The organism is Streptomyces indicus (assembly GCF_900100315.1).
Taxonomy (GTDB): Bacteria; Actinomycetota; Actinomycetes; order Streptomycetales; family Streptomycetaceae; genus Streptomyces; species Streptomyces indicus.
This window is the reverse complement of sequence record NZ_FNFF01000003.1, coordinates 1-24,340: the sequence shown is the minus strand read 5'-3', so window position 1 is coordinate 24,340 and position 24,340 is coordinate 1. Positions and strand designations below refer to the sequence as shown.

Below are 24,340 nucleotides of genomic sequence, written 5' to 3'. Positions count from 1 at the left end.
GCCCCGTCTTCCCGTTCGTAGTGACGACCGGCGCCCTGGAAAGATTCCCGGCCGAACCGGTCGGTTCGAGTAATTCCGGCCAAGAGCAATTCAGTTGTGGCGAGAACTCGACGGGTGGGTCCGGCCGCGGAAAGGGCGGTGATGTGGCGGTAAGGGGGGACAACTCGGTACGCACGGAAGGGAGTCGGATGCGAAAGGGTGTCGGACACCCCTTCGAGTTGTTCGAGTGGCAGTAGTAGGCTCACGCCGTTTCTGACGTCGCGCTCCCTGCCGGGGGCCGTTATGGGGGAGGCCATGCGCTTTCGCGGGAAGTCCATCCGCCGGAAGATCGTGGCGTTGCTCCTGGTGCCGCTGCTGTCGCTGACCGTCGTCTGGGGTTACGGCACGTACATCACGGGCCGGGAAGCGGTACAACTCCTCGATGTGGCCACGATCGTGGACGAGATCGGCTATCCGCTGGACGACACGATCCGTGTCATCCAGGAGGAACGCCGGCAGACGCTCGTCCACCTTGCGGACCGGGGCAACGCCGAGGACCGCACCGATCTCGCCGAGAAGCGGGCGGTCACCGACCAGATGGTGGAGCGCATCCGCTCGTCCGCGGGCGACGAGGACGTGCGCGACATCATGGACGACGGTTCGAACCGCCGCCTCGACGCCATCATCGAGGCCTTCGACACCCTCGACTCCCTGCGCCGCTCCGTCGACGACGGACAGGTCAGCCGGTCGAGCGCGCTCGAGCAGTACACGCGGCTCATCGAGCCCTGCTTCAGCTACCTCATGGCCACCCACGCCATGGACAACCTCCAGATGGACCGGCAGGCCCGCTCCCTGATCGTGCTGGCCCGCGGCCGTGAACTCCTGTCCCGCGAGGACGCGGTCATGGCCGGGGCGCTGCGCGTACGCCACTACGACAAGGGCGCCTGGAACCAGGCGGAGGCGCTGCTCGCCCAGCGCGAGGTGACCTACGCCAGCGGTCTGGAGGCGCTGCCCGATGAGGAGCAGGCGCGCTTCGAGGGCTTCTGGGACAGCGCCTCGGTCACCGCGCTCCTGGAGGCCGAGAAGGCCGTGGTCGGCGCGGGCGACGAGAAGCCCGGCGGCCTGACCGCACGGGCCTGGGACGCCGCGGCCGGCCGGGCCCTCGACGACGTCGGCGACCTCACCAAGGCCGCGGGCGACCGCTACAAGGAACGCGTCGAACCGGTCGCCATCGGGGTCCTCGTCAAGGCGGTGCTCGTCGGCTTCTTCGGCCTGCTCGCCCTGGTCTTCGCCCTGGTGATGTCCATCCGTATCGGCCGCGGACTGGTCCGCGACCTGACCCATCTGCGCGACGACGCCCACGAGGCCGCGGGCGTACGGCTGCCCGGCGTGATGCGCCGCCTGGCCGCCGGCGAACACGTCGACGTCGAGACCGAGGCGCCCCTCCTCGAACACGACAAGGACGAGATGGGCCAGGTCGGCCAGGCCCTCAACACCCTGCAGCGCGCGGCCGTCGACGCGGCCGTGAAGCAGGCCGAGATGCGCCGCGGCGTCTCCGAGGTGTTCGTGAACCTCGCCCGCCGCAGCCAGGTCCTGCTGCACAAGCAGCTCACCCTGCTCGACACCATGGAGCGCAGGACCGAGGACACCGAGGAACTCGAGGACCTGTTCCGCCTGGACCACCTGACGACCCGGATGCGCCGGCACGCCGAAGGCCTGGTGATCCTCTCGGGCGCCGCGCCCTCGCGGCAGTGGCGCAAGCCGGTGCAGCTGATGGACGTCGTGCGCGCGGCCGTCGCCGAGGTCGAGGACTACGAGCGGATCGAGGTGCGCCGCCTGCCGCGGATCGCCGCGCAGGGCACGGCGGTCGCCGACCTCACGCACCTGATCGCCGAACTCCTGGAGAACGCCACGGTGTTCTCGCCCCCGCACACCGCCGTGCAGGTGGTCGGCGAGCGCGTCGGCAGCGGATTCACCCTGGAGATCCACGACCGCGGCCTCGGCATGACCTCCGAGGCGCTCCTGGAGGCGAACCTGCGGCTCGCGGAGACGCCCGAGTTCGAACTCTCCGACACCGACCGGCTCGGCCTGTTCGTGGTCAGCCGGCTCGCCCAGCGCCAGGGCGTGCGCGTCTCGCTCACCCAGTCGCCCTACGGAGGCACCACCGCGGTCGTCTTCATCCCCGAAGCGCTGCTCACCGATCCCTCGGACACCGAGGGTTCGGGTCTGCGGGTCGACCTGGAGGCCATGGAGCGGGACGCGGACCGCAAGGCGCGGCTGGCCCAACTGACGCTGCCTCCCGCGCCGTTGGGCGGCGACGTGCTCGACGGCCCGGTGGAGCTGGAGGCGCCGCTGGGCCTCGAGGGCCTGGACGGCGCACCCGCTCCGGCCGCCGCGCCGGGCCGCGGCGTGCTCGGCAACCTCGGCGGCGCCCTCGACCTGGAGGACGAGGACAGCGAGCGCGGCGGCCTGTTCCGGCCGCGCCGCCACCTCACCGAGGCCACGGGCGAACAGCACCAGCAGGCGCGGGACGCCCGTGAGCAGGGCGGGGAGACGGTACGCCCCGACGGCGGGGCACCGCGCGGGGTGGACGGTCTGGTGCCGCTGCCCCGGCGCCGTACCCCCAAACTCATCAGCTCCCACGGCCGCACCCTGGGCGAACGGCCCGACGGCAAGCCCTCGGACGCCAGGTCCGCTGCGGCCGGGGCCGCCGAGGCGCAGCCGGCCGACGCCCAACCGTCCGGCACGGGCCCCGTCGAGCCGGAGCGCCGGCGCGAACGCGAGCGTGCCGACGGCCGCACCGGATCCGCCGAGGACCGCGGAGCCGGCCCCGTCGACACGCCCACGCAGATCCTGCCCCGCCGCGTCCGCCAGGCCAGCCTCGCGCCCCAGCTGAAGACCTCGGACGCCGCGCAGACCACGCGGGAGCGCACCGAGCCCGCGGCCGACCGCGACGCGGACGAGGTCCGCAGCCGCATGGCCTCGCTCCAGCGCGGCTGGCAGCGCGGCCGCGTGGAGACGGGCGAGAGCGCGGAGACGGCCGGGATGGAGAGGGTCGGGACGTCGACGGCCGGGACGGACACGGCAGGTCGGCGCCCGACGCTCGTACGCGACGAGACGCCGGATCCTGTACGGGACGAGTCACCCGGCCTCGTACGGGAGGAGTCACCCGGCCTCGTACGCGACGAGACCCGCGACCCCGTACGGGACGACGCGCGCCCCACGCCGGGTGCCGAGGCACGCACCCCGGACGCGGACACGGAGCCGGACACCACCGCACCACCCCCCGCCGATGCCCCGGCGGACGATCAAGCAGCGGCCGAAGACACCGCACCCAGCACCACACCCGAGGGGAACGGTCGATGACCACACCGAGGACCGGAGCGCAGCACGCAGGCTTCCGTTCGTCCGGGGAGCTGAACTGGCTTCTCGACGATCTGGTCGACCGGGTCGCCAGCATCCGCAAGGCACTTGTGCTCTCCAGCGACGGCCTGCCGACCGGCGTCTCGCAGAACCTCACCCGGGAGGACAGCGAGCACCTGGCCGCCGTCGCCTCCGGCTTCCACAGCCTGGCCAAGGGCGTGGGCCGGCACTTCGAGGCCGGCCGGGTCCGGCAGACCGTGGTGGAGCTGGACGACGCGTTCCTGTTCGTGACCGCCGCGGGCGACGGCAGCGCGCTCGCCGTCCTGTCCGACGCCGACTCCGACGTCGGCCAAGTCGCCTACGAGATGACGCTCCTGGTCAAGCGGGTGGGCGTACATCTGGGCACCGCGCCACGCACCGATCTGTCTTCGGGAGGGTAGTAGGAGGGCATGAGCGACGACGGCAGCGCGACCCCCCACTGGTACGACGACGACGCAGGCCCGGTGGTGCGCCCCTACGCGATGACGCGGGGCCGCACCGCCGGCGCGGCACGCCACCGCCTCGATCTGATCGCCCTCGTGGTCCCCGAGCCGCACGCCGACGACGCCGAGGCGGACCAGACCCTCTCGCCCGAGCACGTCGACATCATCCAGCTCTGCCAGGAGGCCCCGCAGTCCGTGGCGGAGCTGGCCTCGGGGCTCGATCTTCCCCTGGGTGTCATACGGGTGCTCATCGGCGATCTGGTGGAGGACGAACTGGTCCATGTCACCCGGCCCGTACCCCCGGCCGAGCTGCCGGACGAGAGTATCCTTCGCGACGTGATCACCGGACTGCGCGCGCTCTGACCCGTATGCCGGACGTCGGGCCGCCGCAGGGGAACCGCGGAGGAGGCCCACGTGGCGGACCAGGCGCACGGACCGGGCTGGCAGTTCTGGATCGACCGCGGCGGCACCTTCACCGACATCGTCGCCCGCCGCCCCGACGGGAGCCTCGTCAGCCACAAGCTCCTCTCGGAGAACCCGGGCCGGTACGACGACCCGGCCGTGGCCGGCATCCGGGCACTCCTGGGCGGCGCACTCCCGGGCGACACGGCGGACACGTCGGACCCGTCGGGCCCGACGGATTCAGCGCACGCAGCGCACGCAGCGCACGCAGCGCACTCACCGCACCCGGTCCGCATCGAAGCCGTCCGCATGGGCACCACCGTCGCCACCAACGCCCTCCTCGAACGCAAGGGCGCCCGCACCCTCCTCGTCATCACCAAGGGCTTCCGCGACGCCCTGCGCATCGCCTACCAGAACCGCCCGCACATCTTCGCCCGCGCGATCGTGCTGCCCGAGCTGCTCCACGAGCGGGTCATCGAGGTGGACGAGCGGCGGGCCGCCGACGGCACGGTCCTGACCCCGCCCGACCTCGACGCCCTCGAAGGACCCCTGCGCCGGGCGTACGAGGACGGCATCCGCGCGGTCGCGGTGGTCACCCTGCACAGCCACCTCCACCCCGAGCACGAACAGGCCGTCGGCGCCCTCGCCCGCCGGATCGGCTTCCCGCAGATCTCGCTCTCCAGCGAGGTCAGCCCGCTGATGAAGGTGGTGCCGCGCGGAGACACGGCCGTCGTGGACGCCTACCTCTCGCCGGTCCTGCGCCGCTACGTACGCCGGGTCGCGGACCAACTTCCGGGCGTGCGGCTGATGTTCATGCAGTCCAACGGCGGACTCACCGAAGCAGGCCGCTTCCGCGGCAAGGACGCCGTCCTGTCCGGCCCGGCCGGCGGGATCGTCGGCATGGCGCGCATGTCCGAACTGGCCGGATTCCGGCGGGTGATCGGCTTCGACATGGGCGGCACCTCCACCGACGTGTCGCACTACGCGGGCGCTTACGAGCGGGTGTTCACCACGCAGATCGCCGGGGTCCGGCTGCGCGCCCCCATGCTGGACATCCACACCGTCGCCGCGGGCGGCGGCTCGGTCCTGCACTTCGACGGCAGCCGCTACCGGGTGGGACCCGACTCGGCGGGCGCGGATCCGGGCCCGGCCTGCTACCGGCGCGGCGGCCCGCTCACGGTCACCGACGCCAACGTGATGCTCGGCCGCATCCAACCCGCCCATTTCCCACGGGTGTTCGGCCCCGACGGCGATCAACCGCTCGACGCCGGCCTCGTACGGGAGCGCTTCACCGACCTCGCCGAGCGCATCCGCGAGCAGACCGGCGACGCGCGCACCCCCGAGCAGGTGGCCGAGGGCTATCTGCAGATCGCCGTGCAGAACATCGCCGGCGCCATCAAGCGGATCTCCGTCCAGCAGGGCCACGACGTCACGCGCTACGCCCTCACCACCTTCGGCGGCGCGGGCGGCCAGCACGCCTGCGCCGTGGCCGACTCGCTGGGCATCCGCACCGTCCTCGTCCCGCCCATGGCCGGCGTGCTCTCCGCCCTCGGCATCGGGCTCGCCGACACGACGGCGATGCGCGAACAGTCCCTGGAGGCGCCCCTCGACGACGCCTCGATGCCCCGCGTACGGCAGGCGGCCGACGAACTGGAAGCGGCGGCGCGCGACGAGCTGCTCGCCGAGGACATCCCCGAGGACCGCATCCGGGTGACCCGCCGCGCCCAGCTCCGGTACGACGGCACCGACACCGCCCTGACCGTCGCGCTGGCCGAACCGGCGGCGATGCGCGCGGAGTTCGAGCGGCGCCACCGCGCCACGTACTCCTTCACCATGGAGCGGCCCCTCGTCGTCGAAGCGGTCTCTGTCGAGGCCACCGGTCTCACCGAGGCTCCCGACCTGCTCGGCCTCGCGCCCGCGGGGACGGGCGAGCCCGAGCAGGTGAGCCTGCACACCGGAGGCGCCTGGCGGGAGGTCCCGCTGCACCGCCGCGAGGAGCTCGGCCCCGGCCGCACCGTCACCGGACCGGCCGTCGTCACCGAGGCCAACGCCACCACGGTCGTCGACGCGGGCTGGCAGGCGGCACTCGACGGCCACGGGCACCTCGTCATGCGGCGCACCACACAGACCGAGGGGCTCGCGGCCGGCACCGAGGCCGACCCCGTGCTGCTCGAGGTCTTCAACAACCTCTTCATGTCCATCGCCGAGCAGATGGGCGCCCGCCTCGAATCCACCGCCCAGTCCGTGAACATCAAGGAGCGCCTCGACTTCTCCTGCGCCCTCTTCGACCCGGACGGCAACCTCGTCGCCAACGCGCCCCACATCCCTGTGCACCTGGGCTCGATGGGCACGTCGGTCAAGGAGGTGATCCGGCGCCGCGGCGCTGCGATGCGCCCCGGCGACGCCTACGCCGTCAACGACCCGTACCACGGCGGCACCCACCTGCCCGACGTCACCGTCATCACCCCCGTCTTCGACCAGGACGGACGGCAGATCCTCTTCTACGTGGCCTCGCGCGGCCACCACGCGGAGATCGGCGGCATCGCCCCCGGCTCCATGCCCGCGCACAGCCGCACCATCGACGAGGAGGGCATTCTCTTCGACAACTGGCTGCTGGCCGAGGACGGCCGCTTCCGCGAGCAGGAGACCCTGGACCTGCTCACCAAGGCCCCGTACCCCTCCCGCAATCCGGCCACCAACCTGGCCGATTTCCGTGCCCAGATCGCCGCCAACGCCAAGGGGGTCGAGGAAGTCACCCGGATGATCGAGGAGTTCGGCCTCGACGTCGTCCAGGCGTACATGCGCCACGTGCAGGACAACGCCGAGGAAGCCGTGCGCCGGGTCGTCGACGCGCTCGACGACGGGGAGTACGCCTACGAGACGGACCTCGGCGCCACGATCCGCGTCGCCGTGCGCGTGGACCGCGAACAGCGCACCGCCACCCTCGACTTCACCGGCACCTCGCCCCAGCTCGCCGGAAACTTCAACGCCCCGTACGCCGTCGTGAACGCGGCGGTCCTCTACGTCTTCCGCACCCTCGTCGCCGACGACATCCCGCTCAACGACGGCTGTCTGCGCCCGCTGAGGATCATCGTGCCCGAGGGCTCGATGCTCGCGCCGCGCCCGCCCGCCGCCGTGGTCGCCGGCAACGTAGAGACCTCCCAGGCCCTCACCGGCGCCCTCTACGCGGCGCTCGGCGTCCAGGCCGAGGGCTCCGGCACCATGAACAACGTGACGTTCGGCAACGAGCGCTTCCAGTACTACGAGACCGTGGCCTCCGGATCCGGCGCGGGCGAAGGCTTCGACGGCGCGCCCGTCGTGCAGACGCACATGACCAACTCCCGCCTCACCGACCCCGAAGTCCAGGAGTGGCGGCTGCCGGTGCTGCTCGAGGAGTTCTCCGTACGGCGCGGCAGCGGGGGAGCGGGCCGGTGGCGCGGCGGCGACGGGGCGGTGCGGCGGATCCGCTTCCGCGAGCCGATGACCGTCTCGACGCTCTCCGGACACCGGCGTGTGCCGCCGTACGGCATGGCGGGCGGAGCACCCGGGGCGCTCGGCGCCAACCGGATCGAGCGGGCGGACGGCAGCGTCGAGACCCTCGCGGGGAGCGACTCCGCCGAACTGGCCCCCGGAGACGTGCTGGTCGTCGAGACGCCGGGCGGCGGCGGGTACGGAGCGCCGGGGAGCGGTGGACACGGAGAGCTCGAGCGTGGGCCATACGAAGAGCCGTGGACCGAAAGCGATGGAACCAGTACCGGAGACGACCGCTGAACGACCGCTCCGCGACCGGGAAGCGGTCGTCGGCGAAACCGTTGCGGACAGGATCACCCACCCGCGGTGAACCGCGCGCCGCGCGCCGATAGAGTCGGGGTACGGAACTCCCGTATGAGCAAAGGATGTTCCGACCGATGCTCATCGAAGGACGGTCCGGCAAGCCGGCGATCAGGAGTGGAGAACATGGTCCTCGGGCGCACAGGGCACCGACAGCCCCCGGTCGAACCGGTCACGCTCAAGATCCTCGTGGCCGGCGGGTTCGGCGTGGGCAAGACGACCCTCGTCGGAGCCGTCAGCGAGATCCGGCCGCTGCGCACCGAGGAGCTGCTCAGCGAGGCGGGCCGCCCGGTCGACGACCTGAACGGGGTCGAGCGCAAGGTCACCACCACTGTGGCCATGGACTTCGGGCGCATCACGCTCCGCGACGACCTGGTGCTCTACCTGTTCGGCACCCCGGGCCAGGACCGCTTCTGGTTCCTCTGGGACGAACTGGCGCAGGGCGCGCTCGGCGCGGTCGTCCTCGCCGACACGCGGCGCCTGGAGGACTGCTTCGCGGCCGTGGACTACTTCGAGCGGCGCGGCATACCGTTCATGATGGCCGTCAACTGCTTCGAGGGCGCGACCCGTTACCCCGCCGACATGGTCCGCCAGGCCCTCGACCTCGACGAAGAGGTCCCGGTCGTGCTGTGCGACGCCCGTAAGCGGGAGTCCGCGAAGACCGTCCTGATCAGCCTGGTCGAACACGCCATGACGAAGGCGGCGGAGGCGCGCCAGCCCGCGGCGACGTAGCGACGACGTAGCGACGAAGGACGCTGCAGACCGACGGCCCGCACCCCCGCCGACAGGGGTGCGAGCCGTCGTATGACGAGACCCGCCGGTCTCAGACCTTCGGGCCACGGCCTGCACGGACCGTGGCCGCCCGCGTCCTCAGCCTTCGCCGTCCTCGTGCCAGCCGAAGCTGCGCTCCACGGCCTTGCGCCAGTTGTGGTACTCCTTCTCGCGCGCCTCACCGGCCATCTGCGGAGTCCACTCCGCGTCCTTCTGCCAGTGCGCCTTGAGCTCGTCCAGGTCGTTCCACACCCCCGTGGCGAGCCCGGCCGCGTAGGCCGCGCCCAGACAGGTGGTCTCGGAGACCTTCGGACGCACGACGGGCACACCGAGCACATCCGCCTGGTGCTGCATCAGCAGATTGTTCTTGGTCATGCCGCCGTCGACCTTCAGCGTGGTGATCTGGACCCCGGAGTCCTGGTACATCGCGTCCACGACCTCACGCGTCTGCCAGCTCGTGGCTTCGAGCACGGCACGTGCGAGGTGCGCCTTGGTGACATACCGCGTCAGCCCCGTGATCACACCCCGTGCGTCGGAACGCCAGTACGGAGCGAAAAGGCCGGAGAAGGCGGGCACGATGTACGCGCCGCCGTTGTCCTCCACGCTCGCCGCCAGCGTCTCGATCTCGTCCGCGCTGCGGATGATGCCGAGCTGGTCGCGCAGCCACTGCACGAGCGCACCGGTGATCGCGATCGAGCCCTCCAGGCAGTAGACCGGAGCCTCGCCGCCGATCTGGTAGCCCATCGTGGTGAGCAGTCCGCTCTTCGAAGGCACCGGCCGGTTACCGGTGTTGAGCAGCAGGAAGCTGCCCGTGCCGTACGTGTTCTTGGCCGTGCCCGTGTCGTAGCAGGCCTGTCCGAACACCGCTGCCTGCTGGTCGCCGAGCGCCGAGGCCACCGGCACCCCGGCGAGCTGCCCGACCGCCGTGCCGTACACCTCGGCGGAGGACTTGATCTCGGGGAGCACGTCCTGCGGCACGTTCATGGCCGAGAGGATCGAGGTGTCCCACTGGAGCGTCTCGAGGTTCATCAGCATGGTGCGGCCGGCGTTGGTGACGTCGGTGACGTGCACCCCGCCGTCCGTGCCGCCGGTGAGGTTCCAGATCAGCCAGGAGTCGATGGTGCCGAAGGCGATCTCGCCGCGCTCGGCCCGCTGCCGCAGGCCCGGCACGTTGTCGAGCAGCCAGGCCGCCTTGGGCCCCGAGAAGTAGCTGGCCAGCGGCAGGCCCGTGGCCTCGCGGAAGCGGTCCTGGCCGTCCGTGCCGCCGAGTTCGTTGCACAGCGCGGAGGTGCGGGTGTCCTGCCACACGATCGCGTTGTGCACGGGCTTGCCGGTGGCGCGGTCCCAAAGGACCGTGGTCTCCCGCTGGTTGGTGATGCCGAGCGCGCTCAGGTCGCTCGCGCGCAGGCCCGCCTTCGCGAGCGCGCCGGCCACCACGGCCTGCACCTTGGACCAGATCTCGGTCGCGTCGTGCTCCACCCAGCCGGGCTTCGGGAAGATCTGGCGGTGTTCGCGCTGGTCGACGGCGACGATCGCGCCGTCCTGGTCGAAGATGATGCAGCGGCTCGAGGTGGTGCCCTGGTCGATCGCCGCGACGTATTTACGATCCGGCATGGGTTCCCCTTTTCGGAAAGCTGCTTCAGAAGGCTGCTCAGAACGCTGCGTTGAAGATGAGCCCGGCCAGCGCACCGCCGATCAGCGGGCCGACCACCGGCACCCAGGCGTAACCCCAGTCCGAACCGCCCTTGTTGGGGATCGGAAGGAACGCGTGGGCGATGCGCGGGCCCAGGTCGCGCGCGGGGTTGATGGCGTATCCCGTCGGCCCGCCGAGCGAGAGACCGATGCCGACGACGAGGAACGAGACGATCAGGACCTGCGTACCGGAGGTGCCGAGCCCCTTGGTCAGGCCGAACGCCAGAATCGGCAGCACCAGACCGATGGTCGCGATGACCTCGGTGACAACGTTCGCCACGGGGTTACGGATCTCCGGCCCCGTCGAGAAGATGCCGAGCGTGGGCTGCGAGGCCTCCTTGTCGGCGTTGGCCTGGAACTGCGCGTAGTACACCAGCCAGCACAGCACGGCACCCAGGATGGCGCCGATCATCTGGCCCAGGATGTACAGGTGAACCTGGTCCCAGTCACCGGTGTCGATGGCGATGCCGAGCGTGACCGCGGGGTTGAGGTGACCGCCCGACAGCGGTGCGGCGGTGTACGCGCCCGCGAGCACACCGAATCCCCAGCCGAAGGCGATGACGACCCACCCGGCGGCCTTCGCCTTGGAGTGGTTGAGCGTGACGGCGGCGCACACGCCGGCGCCGAAAAGAATCAGAATCGCGGTGCCGATGATCTCACCGACGAAGACGTCCCCATTCGAGTACATGGCGGCTCCCTTGGCCCTGGCCCGGAGCCTGGCGCCCCGGTCCTCCGTGCAGGGTGCGGTTCCCACTGCTGCGCCGAAGGCAGGGGAGTCCGCCCCGCCCGGCGTCCGTGACGAGCGTGCCGTCGCAGCCGAATCGCCCGTGGGGGAGAAGCCTTGTGACCAGGGAGCAGCCCTGAAAACGGCCAGGGAGAAGCCCTGAAGGCGCCTTGACATCTTGGGGCGGCGATGCCGACTGACACCGGGAAGTGTTCACCGCGCCCGAGGGAGCGTCAAGGTCGCGGACGGGAAGGGAATGGACCCCTTCCGCCGGTTTCGGGAGGCCGTGTGCGGGGGAGTGGAGGCCGGCCGGAACTTCCCGGCCCCCGCGTCCCGTACGTCTGGCGCCCGCCGCGCCCGTACGTCTGTACCCGCAGGGTCCGCACGTCTGACGCCAGCCGCGTCCGTACGTCTGGCGCCAGCCGCGTCTGTACGTCTGGCGCCCGCCGCGCCCGTATGTCGCCTGCGGCCTACCGCACCGCCACCACAGCCGAACCGTGGCCGAACAAGCCCTGGTTCGCGGTGATGCCGACCCGCGCCCCGGCCACCTGACGCTCACCCGCCGCCCCGCGCAACTGCCAGGTCAGCTCGCAGACCTGCGCGATGGCCTGCGCGGGCACCGCCTCGCCGAACGAGGCAAGCCCGCCACTGGAGTTGACCGGCACCCGCCCGCCAGGCGACGTGGCGCCCTCGCGCAGCAACTTGGCCCCCTCGCCTTCGCCGCACAGCCCGAGGTCCTCGTACCACTGCAACTCAAGGGCCGTGGACAGGTCGTACACCTCGGCCAGCGAGAGCTCCTCGGGCCCGATCCCGGCCTCCTCGTACGCGGCATGCGCGATCGACGCACGGAAGCCGCGCGCGGGCGGTGCGACGGCCGCCGCCGAGTCGGTGGCGATGTCCGGCAGGTCGAGCACGGTCTGCGGGTACTGCGGCGTCACGGTCGACACCGCCCGGATCCGTACGGGATCGGCGTGCCCGTGCCGCCGGGCGAACTCCAAGCTCGACAGGACCAGCGCCGCGGCACCGTCGGAGGTGGCGCAGATGTCGAGCAGCCGCAGCGGATCGGCCACGACCGCCGAGGCAGCGACCTCCTCCGCGGTCACGGTCTTGCGGTAGCGGGCATACGGGTTGAGCGCGCCGGAGGCCGCGTTCTTCACCTTCACCTGGGCGAAGTCCTCCAGCGTGTCCCCGTGCACCGCCATGCGGCGGCGGGCGTAGAGGCCGAAGTACGCGGGGTTGGTGGCACCGAGCACGCGGAACCGCAGCCAATCGGGGTCGTCCGGACGGTCGCCGCCGGCGGGCCGGAAGAACCCCTTCGGCGCGGCGTCGGCACCGACCACGAGCACCACATCGGCCAGCCCCGCAAGGATCTGGGTCCGCGCGGTGCTGATCGCCTGAGCGCCCGAGGCGCAGGCCGCGTACACGCTCGTCACGCGCGCACCCTGCCACCCGAGCGCCTTCGCGAAGGTCGCACCGGCCACATACCCGGGATAGCCGCCCCGCACGGTGTCGGCCCCGACGATCGACTGCACGTCGCGCCAGTCGACACCGGCGTCCTCAAGTGCCTTGCGCGCGGCCACCGTTCCGTACTCGACGAAGCTGCGCCCCCACTTGCCCCACGCGTGCATCCCGGCCCCGAGGACCGCCACATCCCGGCTCATCGCGCGCTCACCGGCCTGAAGTGCCAAGTGGTCCACACCGTCTCCGCGTCCTCGTTCAACACCCCGGGCACGACCTCGACCTCCATGCCGACCTCCACATCGGCCGCCGTCACACCCGGCGGCGCCTGCCCGAGCACCACCATCCGCTCGGCCTCCAGCTCCACGGCGAGCAGCGTGTACGGCTCCCACGCGACGTCCGGATCGGACACGTAGGGGAGCGGCGGCCGGTACCGCCCGTCCGTGTAGGACCAGACGCGCCCGCGCCGGGACAGCGGCACCTCGACGAGCTCACCGCCCCCGCACCCGGGATTGCGGCAGAAGCCGTCCTCACGGGGGAAGAACACCGCACTGCACGCGGCACACCGCGTCCCGAGCAGCCGGAACTCCTCGCCCTCCCCGGTGAACCAGTCGGCCACCACAGGCGTACGCGTTCGAGTCAAGGCCCCTCCCCGGCACCGGATCTGACGGAACGTCAGAAGTGTGCCACGGAGAACGGAAGCCCGTAAGGCATCGGGATCACTTGGCGCCCGTGACGCCCACCACGGAACGCCTCGACATCGGAGAACCGAAGCCGCGTCGCCTGCGTCTGGGAAGAGGTGAGGCCAACACCGCCACGCGCACGACGGCATGGCGGGCACCCCGCCTCACCACGGCCGGCGGCCAGGACCCACGGGGGTGGTCCTGGCCGCCTTCGCCGATCGGGCTGCTGCCCACTCGCCGACTTCTGCCGTACGGGCGGGCCCTACCGCCCGCCCACCGACCTCCGGCTCACCGGAAAGTCGAAGTAGGTGTCGGGGAACGGCTCGGGCTTGTAGGTGAAGTGCCACCACTCCTCAGGCAGATTGACGAACCCCAGCTCGCTCAGCGTCCCCCGCAGTAGATCCCGGTTGGCCCGCTGCTCGCCGGTGATCCGCGGATCGTCCGTGTGCGACAGCGTGTCGAAGCAGTCGTATCCCGTGCCCATGTCCACCGAGCTGTCGGGGAAGCGCTCGTCCTGCGGTGCGTAGCACGGCACGAGCGGCTCGCCCGGCACGTACGGGCGCGTGGGCCGGGCCGGCAGCTTCACCAGCGTGAGGTCAACCGTCGAGCCACGGCTGTGCCCGGACTTCTCGGCGATGTAACCGTCCGCGAACAGCCGGGACTTGTCCACCTTCGGATAGAACTCCGCCTTCATCCGCTCGTCGCTGAGATCCTCGGCCCACCGGACGAAGTGGTCCACGGCCCGCTGCGGCCGGTAGCAGTCGTACACCTTGAGCGAGTAGCCCTGCCGTAGCAGCTTGCGCTGCGCTTTGTGCAGGGCCAGCGCGGCCGGCTTGGTGAGGATGCAGACCGGCTGCCGGTAGCCGTCGATCCGCTCGCCGACGAAGTTGTGCGCGGTCGTGTAGCGCATCTCGTGCAGGATCGTCGGGTCCACCCGGTCGAGCGCCACGAACTCCTCGGGCGCCTTGGGCTCCGGCTTCGCGCCCGCGGTGACGGGTGCGGCCGTCGCGGTGAGCAGCGCGGCGGCGGCGACGGCAAGGGCGCGCCACAGGGCGCGGGTACGCGGAAGACGAGTCATGGCCACTCCGTCTACCAGGCGGACGGGGCGGCTGGGAAGGGTGCGTCCCCCGCGGCGCGCCGGAACGGCGGGACGTGAGGGCAAGGGCCGGCGCACCGCTCGCGAGCGGCGTACGGGTGGGGGATGCGCAGGGCGTGTCGGCGATCCGCTACAGTCCCGCCCGTGTCCGAGCCTGTACCCTCCCCCGCCAAGTCCGCGAAGAACAGCCACTGTTCGACCTGCGGCGCTCCCTATGCAGACCTCTCCGGATGGCCGCGCACCTGCGCGGTCTGCGGCGATGTGGCATACCGCAATCCGCTTCCGGTTGCGGTCGCCCTGCAACCCGTCCACGACACGGAGGGCATGGGCCTCCTCGTCGTCACGCGCGCCATCGAGCCGGCCCGCGGTCAACTCGCGCTGCCTGGCGGCTTCGTGGACCACGACGAGGACTGGCGGCGCGCGCTGGTACGGGAGTTGCACGAGGAGACCGGCATCGAGGGCGACGACCGCGACGTCCGCCTCGCCGACGCCCTGAGCTCCCCGGACGGCCACCTCCTGCTCTTCGGTGTGCTGCCGCCGCGCCCTGCCGCCGAACTCCCGCCGTTCGTCCCGACGGCCGAGACGTCGGCCCGCTCGATTCTCCGCGCCCCCGCCGGCCTGGGCTTCCCGCTCCATACGGTCGCGGCGGCGGCATGGTTCGAGGGGCGGTACGCGTAGCCTGAGTAAGGGGTGAACGGCATATGCACCCCTATACTTGGCACCCCTATACTCCACGCATGACGAGCCCGGAGTTCCACGAGCAGCCCGCTATACGCCGCGCGGAAGCGGCGGACGCCGATGCCCTGACCGCCCTCATGCATGCGTCGCGGGCCTACCGGGGCGCGTACGCATCGATCCTCCAGGGCTACCGCGTGACCCCCGACTACGTGGCCCGCCACCGCGTGTTCCTCGCCGAGGACGCGCACGGCACCCTGCTCGGCTTCTACGCGCTGGTGTGCTCGCCGCCCGAGCTGGACCTGGCCTTCGTCGCGGACGAGGCCCAGGGCCGGGGCGCGGGCCGGCTCCTCCTCACGCACATGCTGGACGAGGCCCGCGCGGCGGGGCTTCCCGGCGTACGGGTCGTCTCGCACCCGCCGTCGGAAGGCTTCTACCGCGCGCTGGGCGCCCGCCGCACCGGCACCCTCCCGGCCAGTCCGCCCAAGGTCACCTGGGAGCGTCCGGAGCTGTGGTTCGACCTGTCGGCAACGGCAACCCCAGCCACAACGGCAGCGAAGCCCGACGATTCGCCGTCCCCGCCCCTCACACCCCTCGAACCCGCACCGTCCCCGTGACATCCACGATTCCTGTGGCCGTCTCGCGGACCACGACCACCCGGTCGTTCTTCCACCGCGTCACATAGCGCTCGACCTCGCCCCGCTCCCACCCGTCGCCGGGATCGCGCACGACGAGCCCACCGCCCGTACGCCCCCGCATCGGCGCCCACACCTCCAGCTCGACCTCCCCGTCGTCCCCGAGCACCGGCACCACGGTGCCCGCCCGGGCGAGCACGGGGATCCGGGATGCGGGCGCGTCGAGCAGCACCTGCCCCGGTCCCTCGTACGCCTGCCCGGTCGCCGTGTCGTACCAGAGCCCGCGCGGCAGCCGCACCGCACGCCGGTCCGCGCCCGGCTCGAACACCGGAGCCACCAGGAACGCGTCCCCGAGCAGAAACGCGTCGTCGCAGTCCCGCAGCGCCCGGTCCTCCGGAGCCGACCACCACAACGGCCGCACATACGGCGCCCCGGTGCGGTGGGCGAGCTGGGAGAGCGTCACGAAGTACGGGTGCAGCCGCCTGCGTTCCCGCAGCGCCGCCCGCGCGTGCCCGAGCACCTCGTCCCCGTACGTCCACGGCTCCCGCCGCCCGGCGTTCATCGCCGAGTGCGTACGGAACAACGGCAGCCAGGCCCCCAGCTGGAACCACCGCAGATACAGCTCCGCCGACGGCCGCCCGTCGAACCCGCCCACATCCGGCCCGGAATACGGCACCCCGCACAGCCCGAGGCCGATCACCAGCGCCAGCGAGGCCCGCAGCCCCGCCCAGCTCGTCTCGACATCCCCGGACCAGGTGCCGCCGTACCGCTGCATCCCCGCCCACCCCGAGCGCGAGAACAGGAACGGCCGCTCCCGGGGCCGCAGTTCGCACAGCCCCTCGTACGCGGCCCGCGCCATGCACAGCCCGTAGACGTTGTGCGCCTCGCGGTGATCGCCCCCGCGCCCGTCCAGCGCGTGCCGCGCCGACCGCGGCAGCGACGGATCGCCGAACGCGACGAACGACACCGGCTCGTTCATGTCGTGCCAGAACCCGGAGAACCCCTGGCCGAGCCGCTCGGCGTACTGCCGACCCCACCAGGCCCGCACATGCGGCGCGGTGAAATCGGGGTACACGGACTCACCCGGCCACACCACCCCGCGTACGAGCCGGCGCCGCGCATCCCGTACGAACGCGTCCTCGGCCCTGCCCGAGTCGAACAGCGCGTTCCCGGGCTCGGCCTTCACGGCCGGATCGACGATCGACACGAGCCGCGTCCCCTGCGCCCTCAACTCCTCGGCGAGCTTCGGCAGTTCGGGGAAGTGCTCACGGTCGACGGTGAACACCTGGTGCGCGTCGTAGTGGTCGATGTCGAGGTGCACCGCGTCCAGCGGAAGCTCGCGCTCGCGGTATCCGGCGACCACCCGCCGCACCTCCGCGGCCGATCCGAACCCCCACCGCGCGTGCTGATACCCGAGCGCCCAGGAGGGCGGCACCGCCGGCGCCCCGGTCAGCGAGGCCCAGGCCTGGAGCACCCGCGAGGGCGTCCCGACCACCACCCAGCAGCGCAACGGCCCGCCGTCCATGCGGAGTTCGGACGTGCCGGGCCGGTCGTGCCCCGACCCCGCCCCCTCCTCGCCCTCGCGCAGCGTGACGCTGCCGTCCCAGGAATTGTCGTGGAAGACCAGATGCGTCCCCGCGTCCGCCACCACCATCTGCACGGGCATCGTCAGATACAGCGGATCGTCCCCCGGCTTGAACGAGCCGCCCGGATCCGTGTTCCACAGCCGGTACGTCCCGTCCGGCAGCCGCGGCCCAGCCGCCCGCCCGCCGAGCCCGAAGAACCGCGCGTCGGCGGCCACTTCGGACCGCTGCACCCACCGCGCCCCGCCCCCGTTCGCGGGCTCCCACCAGCGCGGCGGCAGATCCCGGCGCAGCACCACACCGCCCGGGGTGCGCACCTCGACCGTGCCGTGCCGCGACACCACCACGGTGACCCGCTCCGACACCACCCGCCAGCCGCCGTCCTTGTCCGGCTCAAGGAACGCCCGCGGGTCCGGCTCGCCGCGCAGCCCCGACAGCGCGTACGAGGGATCAGGCTCCGCGCCGTCCCAACCCCAGAAGACGGCACCGCCCCCGGTCACACACACCCGCAGTTCGGACCGCGCGAACCGCACCACACCGCCGCCGGGCCCCGGCTCGACCCCGGTCACCGGGCCAGGGACCCGCGCCCGCTCGGCGCCCCGTCGCGGCAGCCCGGCCGCATCGGCCCGCTGCCTGCGCCAGGCCGCGCGCACCGCCCGCAGCCCCTGAGCGGTTCCCACCATGCCGACAGCTCGTACCGAGCGCACCAGATCGTGACCGTTCATACCGCTCACCCTGTCACCGCAGAGGCCGCGCACAAGGGGGGTTCAACTGCCGTTCACCCGGGACGGGAGCACATCTTCACGCGGGAGCCGCACGCCCCGCCGCTGTGGCGCACCACCACCCACCCGCGCCCCGGACGCCACGGACGTGTGGGAGACCACTATGGTGCGGAAGTCGATCACGTGGCATCGTCCCTGTCAGCCGCACCGTGTTCCGGCCGACGTGTTCCGATCGACCTGATCGCACCACCGACCCAGCCGCACGATGGACCGTCGACCCGGTGCACGTGCGGTCCACGCCCACCGCGCCAACACCGCGTACCGCTTGGGAGCCGCACCATGTCCACCGCCGCACCGCAGCCTCTGTGGCAGCCCGACGAGGCCCGGATCGCCGCCGCCCGCGTCACCCGCTTCCAGAGCTGGGCCGCCGCCCACCACGGCGCGCCCGCCGAAGGGGGATACGAGGCCCTGCACCAGTGGTCGGTCAGGGACCTCGAGGCGTTCTGGCAGGCCGTCGTCGAATGGTTCGACATCCGCTTCTCGACCCCGTACGAGCGCGTACTCGGCGACCGCTCCATGCCCGGTGCCCGGTGGTTCCCCGGCGCCACCCTCAACTACGCGGAACACGCCCTGCGCACGGCCGCGGACCGCCCCGACGAGCCGGCCCTCGTCTGCGTGGACGAGACCCACGAACAGCGCCCGGTCTCCTGGTCCGAACTCCGCCGCCAGGTCGGCTCCCTCGCCGCCGAACTGCGCGCACTCGGCGTCCGTCCCGGCGACCGCGTCAGCGGCTACCTGCCCAACATCCCGCAGGCCGTCGTCGCCCTCCTTGCCAGCGCCGCCGTCGGCGCAGTGTGGACCTCCTGCGCACCCGACTTCGGCGCCCGCAGCGTCCTCGACCGCTTCCAACAGGTCGAGCCCGTCGTCCTGTTCACCGTCGATGGCTACCGCTACGGCGGCAAGGAGCACGACCGCCGCGACACGGTCGCCGAGCTCCGCGCCGAACTCCCCTCCCTGCGTGCGGTCGTGCACATCCCGCTCCTGGGCACCGAGGCTCCCGAAGGCGCCCTCGAATGGGCCGCCCTCACTGCGGCCGACACCGAGCCGGTCTTCGCACAGGTCCCCTTCGACCACCCGCTCTGGGTCCTCTACTCCTCCGGCACGACGGGCCTGCCGAAGGCCATCGTCCAGTCCCAGGGCGGCATCCTCGTCGAGCACTTCAAGCAGCTCGGTCTGCACTGCGACCTCGGCCCCGAGGACCGCTTCTTCTGGTACACCTCCACCGGCTGGATGATGTGGAACTTCCTCGTCTCCGGCCTCCTCACCGGCACCACGGTGATCCTCTACGACGGCAGCCCCGGCTACCCCGACACCGGCGCCCAGTGGGCCGTCGCCGAGAAGACCGGCGCCACCCTGTTCGGCACCTCCGCCGCGTACGTCATGGCCTGCCGCAAGGCCGGCGTCCACCCCGGCCGCGACCACGACCTCTCGCGCATCCAGTGCGTCGCCACCACCGGCTCCCCGCTGCCCCCGGACGGCTTCCGCTGGCTGCACGACGAGGTCCGCGAAGACCTCTGGATCGCCTCGGTCTCCGGCGGCACCGACGTCTGCTCCTGCTTTGCCGGCGCGGTGCCGACCCTCCCGGTCCACATCGGCGAGCTCCAGGCCCCCGGCCTCGGCACCGACCTCCAGTCCTGGGACCCCCAGGGCAAGCCCCTCATCGGCGAGGTCGGTGAACTGGTCGTCACCAACCCCATGCCGTCCATGCCGATCCACTTCTGGAACGACCCCGACGGCAGCCGCTACCACGACAGCTACTTCGACACGTATCCCGGCGTCTGGCGCCACGGCGACTGGATCACGATCACCGACCGCGGCTCCGTGATCATCCACGGCCGCTCCGACTCGACGCTGAACCGCGGGGGAGTCCGCATGGGCTCCGCCGACATCTACGAGGCCGTCGAACGCCTCCCCGAAATCCGCGAATCCCTCGTCATCGGCATCGAACAGCCCGACGGCGGCTACTGGATGCCCCTGTTCGTCCACCTCGCACCCGGCGCGGTCCTCGACGACGACCTTCGTACGAAGATCAAGCAGACCATCCGCGAAGCGTGCTCCCCGCGCCATGTGCCCGACGAGATCATCGAGGCCCCCGGCGTCCCGCACACCCTCACGGGCAAGCGCATCGAGGTCCCGGTCAAGCGCCTGCTCCAGGGAGCCCCGCTCGACAAGGCCGTCAACCCCGGCTCGGTCGACAACCTCGAACTCCTCGAGTTCTACGCCGACCTGGCCGCCCGACGCCGCGCCTGACCCGACCTCCGGCTTCCCCCTGAACACCGATGTCAGTGCCGCCGATTACGGTGAGTGAGCATTGACCGCTTCGTGTTCAGGGGGACGCATGACACACACCACGCAGGTACGGAACGACAGGATGCGGCGCTCCCTGCGCCGCGAGGTCGCCGGCACCATCGGCCTCATCACCGACGCGGAGGACTTCGCGGCGATGCGGCACTACCGCACCTTCGCCTTCGACGACCACGGCTCCTACCTCCGCGAGGTCGAGGGCCTGCTGAAATCCCTCGACGCCCAGGGCAGACACACGACCCTGGCCCTCTTCGACCCCGAGGAGTACGAGGAGTTCTGCGCGGAGGCGGCCCTCGACCCGGACCGGCCGGCCAGCCGCAGCAGCTTCACCGCGGACCTCGCCGCGCAGGGCGCCACCGTCACCTATGACGGCAGCCCGCTGGCCACCCTCGTACCCGCCCTGATCGACGAAGCGGTCCGCCAGTCGACCTGGGAGTACGCGAGCTCAGTCCTCGCCGGCATCGGCGACTGCGCCGACTGCGGCCAGGACATCGGCCGCGCCGCCTTCGCCCGGGCCGCCGCCCTCCTTACCCAGGTCCTCGACGCCATCGCGCACGGCACGCACCACCTGGTGTGCAGCACCCCGCTGCCCACACACGACCTGACCGCGGCGTTGCACGCCGCCACCGACCCTGACGGCCGAATCCACCTCGACGAGGACGCGGCCCTGCACTTCACCTCGGTGCTCGCGGTGGCCCTCGCCACCCGGAGCGCCGGCGGCCTCGTCGTCCGCACCCGCCGCCCCGGCACCCACGACCGCGTCCAAGGCTGGCGCCTGCGCGGCGAGTTGCTCCTGCCGCTCACCGCGGCAGAGGTCTTCGACGCGTACTGCACGGATGTCGACTCGGGAGAGCCGCTGCCACCCGAATCCGGGGTCGACTACTGCGCGGCACCCGACCTGGGGCCATTCGAGGGTCACGCGCACTGAGCGCACCCCGCGGAGGAGGCCCCGCACCCTCCGCCGAAAAGCCCGGAGGGCGCCCCACCGTGTGGTGGGACGCCCTCCGGACAGCACTCGGCTCAGGCTTACTCGCCGGACAGCACGGCCTGCGCGGCGGCGCGGGCCTCCTCCGCCGACTCCGCGGCACGCGCGGCGGCCGCCGCACGCTCGCACTGGGCCAGCGTGTACTTGGCGAGCGTCGCCCGCACATACGGAATCGACGCGGCACCCATGGACAGGGAGGTCACACCCAGACCGGTCAGCACACAGGCGAGCAGCGGGTCGGACGCGGCCTCACCGCACACGCCACAGCTCTTGCCCTCGGCCTTCGCGGCCTCGGCCGACAGCGCCACCAGGTCGAGCAGCGCCGGCTGCCACGGGTCCTGCAGACGCGAGACGGCACCGACCTGACGGTCGGCGGCGAAGGTGTACTGCGCGAGGTCGTTCGTGCCGATCGACAGGAACTCGACCTCCTGCAGCACCGAACGCGCACGCAGCGCGGCCGACGGGATCTCGACCATCGCACCGAACTTGGCCTGCAGACCGGCCGCACGGCACGCGTCGGCGAACGCCTTCGCGTCGGCGCGGTCGGCCACCATCGGCGCCATGACCTCGAGGTACACCGGCAGGCCCTCGGAGGCCTTGGCCAGCGCGGTCAGCTGCGTCCGCATGACCTCGGGGTTCTCGAGCAGCGTGCGCAGACCACGGACACCGAGCGCCGGGTTCGGCTCATCGGCCGGCGTCAGGAAGTCCAGCGGCTTGTCGGCACCGGCGTCGAGCACCCGCACGACCACACGGCCCTCGGGGAAGGCCTCGAGCACCTTGCGGTACGCCTCGACCTGCTTCTCCTCGGACGGCGCCTTCTTGCTGTCGTCCAGGAACAGGAACTCGGTGCGGAACAGACCCACACCCTCGGCACCCGCCTCGACGGCCGCCGGCACGTCCGCCGGACCACCGACGTTGGCGAGCAGCGGCACCTTGTGACCATCGGACGTGGCACCGGGACCGGACGAAGCGGCCAGAGCCGCCTTGCGCTCCTCGGCGGCCTTCTCCAGCTCGGCCCGCTTCTCGGCGGTCGGCTCGACGAAGATCTCACCGGTGCTGCCGTCCACGGCGATGACCTTGCCCTCGGGCAGCTCGCCCGCACCGGGCAGCGCCACGACGGCGGGCACACCGAGCGCACGCGCGAGGATGGCGCTGTGGCTGGTCGGCCCGCCCTCCTCGGTCACGAATCCGAGCACGAGCGCCGGGTCGAGCAGCGCGGTGTCGGCCGGCGCCAGGTCACGGGCGATCAGCACATACGGCTTGTCGCTGTCCGGCACACCCGGCATCGGCACACCCAGCAGCCGCGCGACGATACGGTTCCGCACGTCGTCGAGGTCGGCCACACGACCCGCCATGTACTCACCGGCACCCGCGAGCAGCTCGCGGTAGTGCGAGAACGCGTCGTAGACACCGCGCTCAGCAGTGCTGCCCACAGCAATCCGACGGTCGACGTCGGCCATCAGCTCCGGGTCCTGAGCGATCATGGCCTGCGCCTCGAGCACCGCCTGCGCCTCGCCGCCGGCCAGATTGCCCCGCGCGTTCAGATCGGCGGCCACAGCCTCGACCGCCTGCCGGGCGCGCCCCTGTTCGCGCTCGGCCTCCTCCGCGGGAATCTGCTTGGCCGGCGGCTCGAGTACCGCCGTGCCCATGTGCCGAACCTCGCCGATCGCCACACCGTGGCTCACGCCGACGCCTCGCAGCGTTGTCTCCATTTCACCGTCTCCGATAGTTGCGACGGTCCGGGCCGCCGCGGTGGATGTCGTACCTGCCGCCCTCAGCGGCGATGACGTCACTTCCAGCTGAAGAGAGCGTCGCCGGCCTTCACGTCGGCAGCGTCGACGACGTCGGCCAGGGACTCGGCCGTGGCCTCGAGCGCCACGATCGGGCACACCGGCGACTTGCCGGCAGCCTCGACGGCCGCGGGGTCCCAGCGCACGACCGCCTGGCCGCGCTGCACGGTGTCGCCCTTGTTGACGAGCAGCTCGAAGCCCTCGCCGTTGAGCTGAACGGTGTCGATGCCCAGGTGCGTCAGCACGCCGTGCCCTTCACTGTCCACGACGACGAACGCGTGCGGGTGAAGCGAGACAACGACGCCATCGACGGGCGAGACGGCCGCGCCGGCCTCACGCACGGGGTCGATAGCAGTGCCGGGGCCGACCATCGCGCCGGAGAACACCGGGTCGGGAACGGCCGCGAGCCCGATGGCCCGGCCGGCGAGGGGGGACGTCACAGACGTCATGAGGAGCCTCCCAGGGGTGGAGAGTCTGTACACGCCGTCACTGCCTGTCCTGGACGACGCACTGTTCAGAAGCGTAAGTCATAAGAAGTCCCGCTTCCGCACAACTAGTCCCGGTTCAACGGACCTAGGACCTTCCGGCACGGATTTGCGTCCGCTCGAAGCGAGATGTACTGTCGTACTCCTGCCCGGGACCACGGAGCGCTTCAAGCGCCCGGCCCAGGCGGCCTCAATCAAGCTGGATCCTATCTCTCCATCTGATTCCGCGTGCTCGCGGGAGGGTGGTCAGAGAGACAGAAAATGCCTGATAGAGTTTGAAACACCGAAGGGAAGCCCGGAGGAAAGCCCCAGAGAATATCTCTGCGGGTGAGTACAAAGGAAGCGTCCGTTCCTTGAGAACTCAACAGCGTGCCAAAAGTCAACGCCAGATTGACAACCCCGTCTCTCTCATTCGAGAGGACGCGGTTCCTTTGAAAAAGTCCATCCCACTGGGATGGCACATCAGCGAGGACGCTGAGAACAGTCGGCTTATTCCGCCGTACTGTTCCGCTCAACGCGGATGGGAACCCGATTACGGGTACACATTCACGGAGAGTTTGATCCTGGCTCAGGACGAACGCTGGCGGCGTGCTTAACACATGCAAGTCGAACGATGAACC

General features: G+C 71.5%; 17 protein-coding genes and 1 rRNA gene. 10 read left to right on the top strand and 8 right to left on the bottom strand.

Annotation, left to right across the window (positions count from 1 at the left end; translation table 11 throughout):
• Positions 1-294: 294 nt before the first annotated feature.
• From BLT97_RS09595 to BLT97_RS09575, 5 genes are all read left to right on the top strand, one after another.
• On the top strand, positions 295-3,345 hold the full coding sequence (locus BLT97_RS09595; protein WP_093608392.1) for a sensor histidine kinase: 3,051 nt from the start codon (positions 295-297) through the stop codon (positions 3,343-3,345).
• Complete coding sequence (locus BLT97_RS09590; RefSeq protein ID WP_093608391.1) at positions 3,342-3,782, top strand: roadblock/LC7 domain-containing protein; 441 nt, start codon at positions 3,342-3,344, stop codon at positions 3,780-3,782. The genes BLT97_RS09595 and BLT97_RS09590 overlap by 4 nt, the downstream gene beginning before the upstream one ends.
• Positions 3,783-3,791: 9 nt before the next feature.
• The gene (locus BLT97_RS09585) at positions 3,792-4,187 is read left to right on the top strand and encodes a DUF742 domain-containing protein (protein ID WP_093608390.1); all 396 of its coding nucleotides are present in this window, start codon (positions 3,792-3,794) and stop codon (positions 4,185-4,187) included.
• Between the two features lie 51 nt (positions 4,188-4,238).
• On the top strand, positions 4,239-7,997 hold the full coding sequence (locus BLT97_RS09580; protein WP_093608389.1) for a hydantoinase B/oxoprolinase family protein: 3,759 nt from the start codon (positions 4,239-4,241) through the stop codon (positions 7,995-7,997).
• A 186-nt stretch (positions 7,998-8,183) separates the two neighbouring features.
• Complete coding sequence (locus BLT97_RS09575) at positions 8,184-8,789, top strand: GTP-binding protein (protein ID WP_093608388.1); 606 nt, start codon at positions 8,184-8,186, stop codon at positions 8,787-8,789.
• A 138-nt stretch (positions 8,790-8,927) separates the two neighbouring features.
• Here the strand turns inward: BLT97_RS09575 and glpK are convergent, their stop codons facing one another.
• From glpK to BLT97_RS09550, 5 genes are all read right to left on the bottom strand, one after another.
• Positions 8,928-10,442 carry a glycerol kinase GlpK gene (glpK, locus tag BLT97_RS09570; RefSeq protein ID WP_093608387.1) on the bottom strand — a complete coding sequence of 505 codons (1,515 nt, stop codon included), beginning with the start codon at positions 10,440-10,442 and terminating at the stop codon, positions 8,928-8,930.
• 37 nt (positions 10,443-10,479) lie between these two features.
• Entirely contained in the window at positions 10,480-11,208 is a 729-nt protein-coding gene (locus BLT97_RS09565) for an MIP/aquaporin family protein (protein ID WP_093608386.1), read from the bottom strand.
• A gap of 506 nt (positions 11,209-11,714) precedes the next feature.
• Positions 11,715-12,905, bottom strand: a complete 1,191-nt coding sequence (locus BLT97_RS09560; protein WP_093608385.1) for a lipid-transfer protein — start codon at positions 12,903-12,905, stop codon at positions 11,715-11,717.
• On the bottom strand, positions 12,902-13,324 hold the full coding sequence (locus tag BLT97_RS09555) for a Zn-ribbon domain-containing OB-fold protein (RefSeq protein WP_093608384.1): 423 nt from the start codon (positions 13,322-13,324) through the stop codon (positions 12,902-12,904). Before BLT97_RS09555 ends, BLT97_RS09560 begins: the two co-directional genes overlap by 4 nt.
• A gap of 323 nt (positions 13,325-13,647) precedes the next feature.
• Positions 13,648-14,463, bottom strand: coding sequence for a M15 family metallopeptidase (locus BLT97_RS09550; protein ID WP_093608383.1), 816 nt, complete (start codon positions 14,461-14,463; stop codon positions 13,648-13,650).
• A gap of 162 nt (positions 14,464-14,625) precedes the next feature.
• Here BLT97_RS09550 and BLT97_RS09545 point away from each other — a divergent pair, with 162 nt between their 5' ends.
• Together BLT97_RS09545 and BLT97_RS09540 are read left to right on the top strand one after the other, a co-directional pair.
• The gene (locus tag BLT97_RS09545; RefSeq protein WP_245769237.1) at positions 14,626-15,159 is read left to right on the top strand and encodes an NUDIX domain-containing protein; all 534 of its coding nucleotides are present in this window, start codon (positions 14,626-14,628) and stop codon (positions 15,157-15,159) included.
• A 59-nt stretch (positions 15,160-15,218) separates the two neighbouring features.
• A complete protein-coding gene (locus BLT97_RS09540; RefSeq protein WP_093608381.1) occupies positions 15,219-15,773 on the top strand; it encodes a GNAT family N-acetyltransferase in 555 nt (184 codons plus the stop codon).
• On the opposite strand, the gene BLT97_RS09535 is transcribed toward BLT97_RS09540, so the two are convergent.
• Positions 15,742-18,099, bottom strand: a complete 2,358-nt coding sequence (locus BLT97_RS09535; protein ID WP_093608380.1) for a glycoside hydrolase family 31 protein — start codon at positions 18,097-18,099, stop codon at positions 15,742-15,744. The genes BLT97_RS09540 and BLT97_RS09535 overlap by 32 nt on opposite strands.
• A gap of 336 nt (positions 18,100-18,435) precedes the next feature.
• Here BLT97_RS09535 and BLT97_RS09530 point away from each other — a divergent pair, with 336 nt between their 5' ends.
• Together BLT97_RS09530 and BLT97_RS09525 are read left to right on the top strand one after the other, a co-directional pair.
• Positions 18,436-20,406 carry an acetoacetate--CoA ligase gene (locus BLT97_RS09530; RefSeq protein ID WP_093608379.1) on the top strand — a complete coding sequence of 657 codons (1,971 nt, stop codon included), beginning with the start codon at positions 18,436-18,438 and terminating at the stop codon, positions 20,404-20,406.
• Between the two features lie 88 nt (positions 20,407-20,494).
• Positions 20,495-21,388, top strand: coding sequence for a hypothetical protein (locus BLT97_RS09525; RefSeq protein ID WP_093608378.1), 894 nt, complete (start codon positions 20,495-20,497; stop codon positions 21,386-21,388).
• Positions 21,389-21,486: 98 nt separating this feature from the next.
• Here BLT97_RS09525 and ptsP read toward each other — a convergent pair whose 3' ends face one another.
• Both ptsP and BLT97_RS09515 read right to left on the bottom strand, forming a co-directional pair.
• Positions 21,487-23,157: a phosphoenolpyruvate--protein phosphotransferase gene (gene ptsP / locus BLT97_RS09520; RefSeq protein ID WP_093608377.1), complete on the bottom strand. Its 1,671-nt coding sequence runs from the start codon at positions 23,155-23,157 to the stop codon at positions 21,487-21,489.
• 77 nt (positions 23,158-23,234) lie between these two features.
• A complete protein-coding gene (locus BLT97_RS09515; protein WP_093608376.1) occupies positions 23,235-23,684 on the bottom strand; it encodes a PTS sugar transporter subunit IIA in 450 nt (149 codons plus the stop codon).
• A gap of 581 nt (positions 23,685-24,265) precedes the next feature.
• Here BLT97_RS09515 and BLT97_RS09505 point away from each other — a divergent pair.
• A 16S ribosomal RNA gene (locus tag BLT97_RS09505) occupies positions 24,266-24,340 on the top strand; the annotation flags it as partial.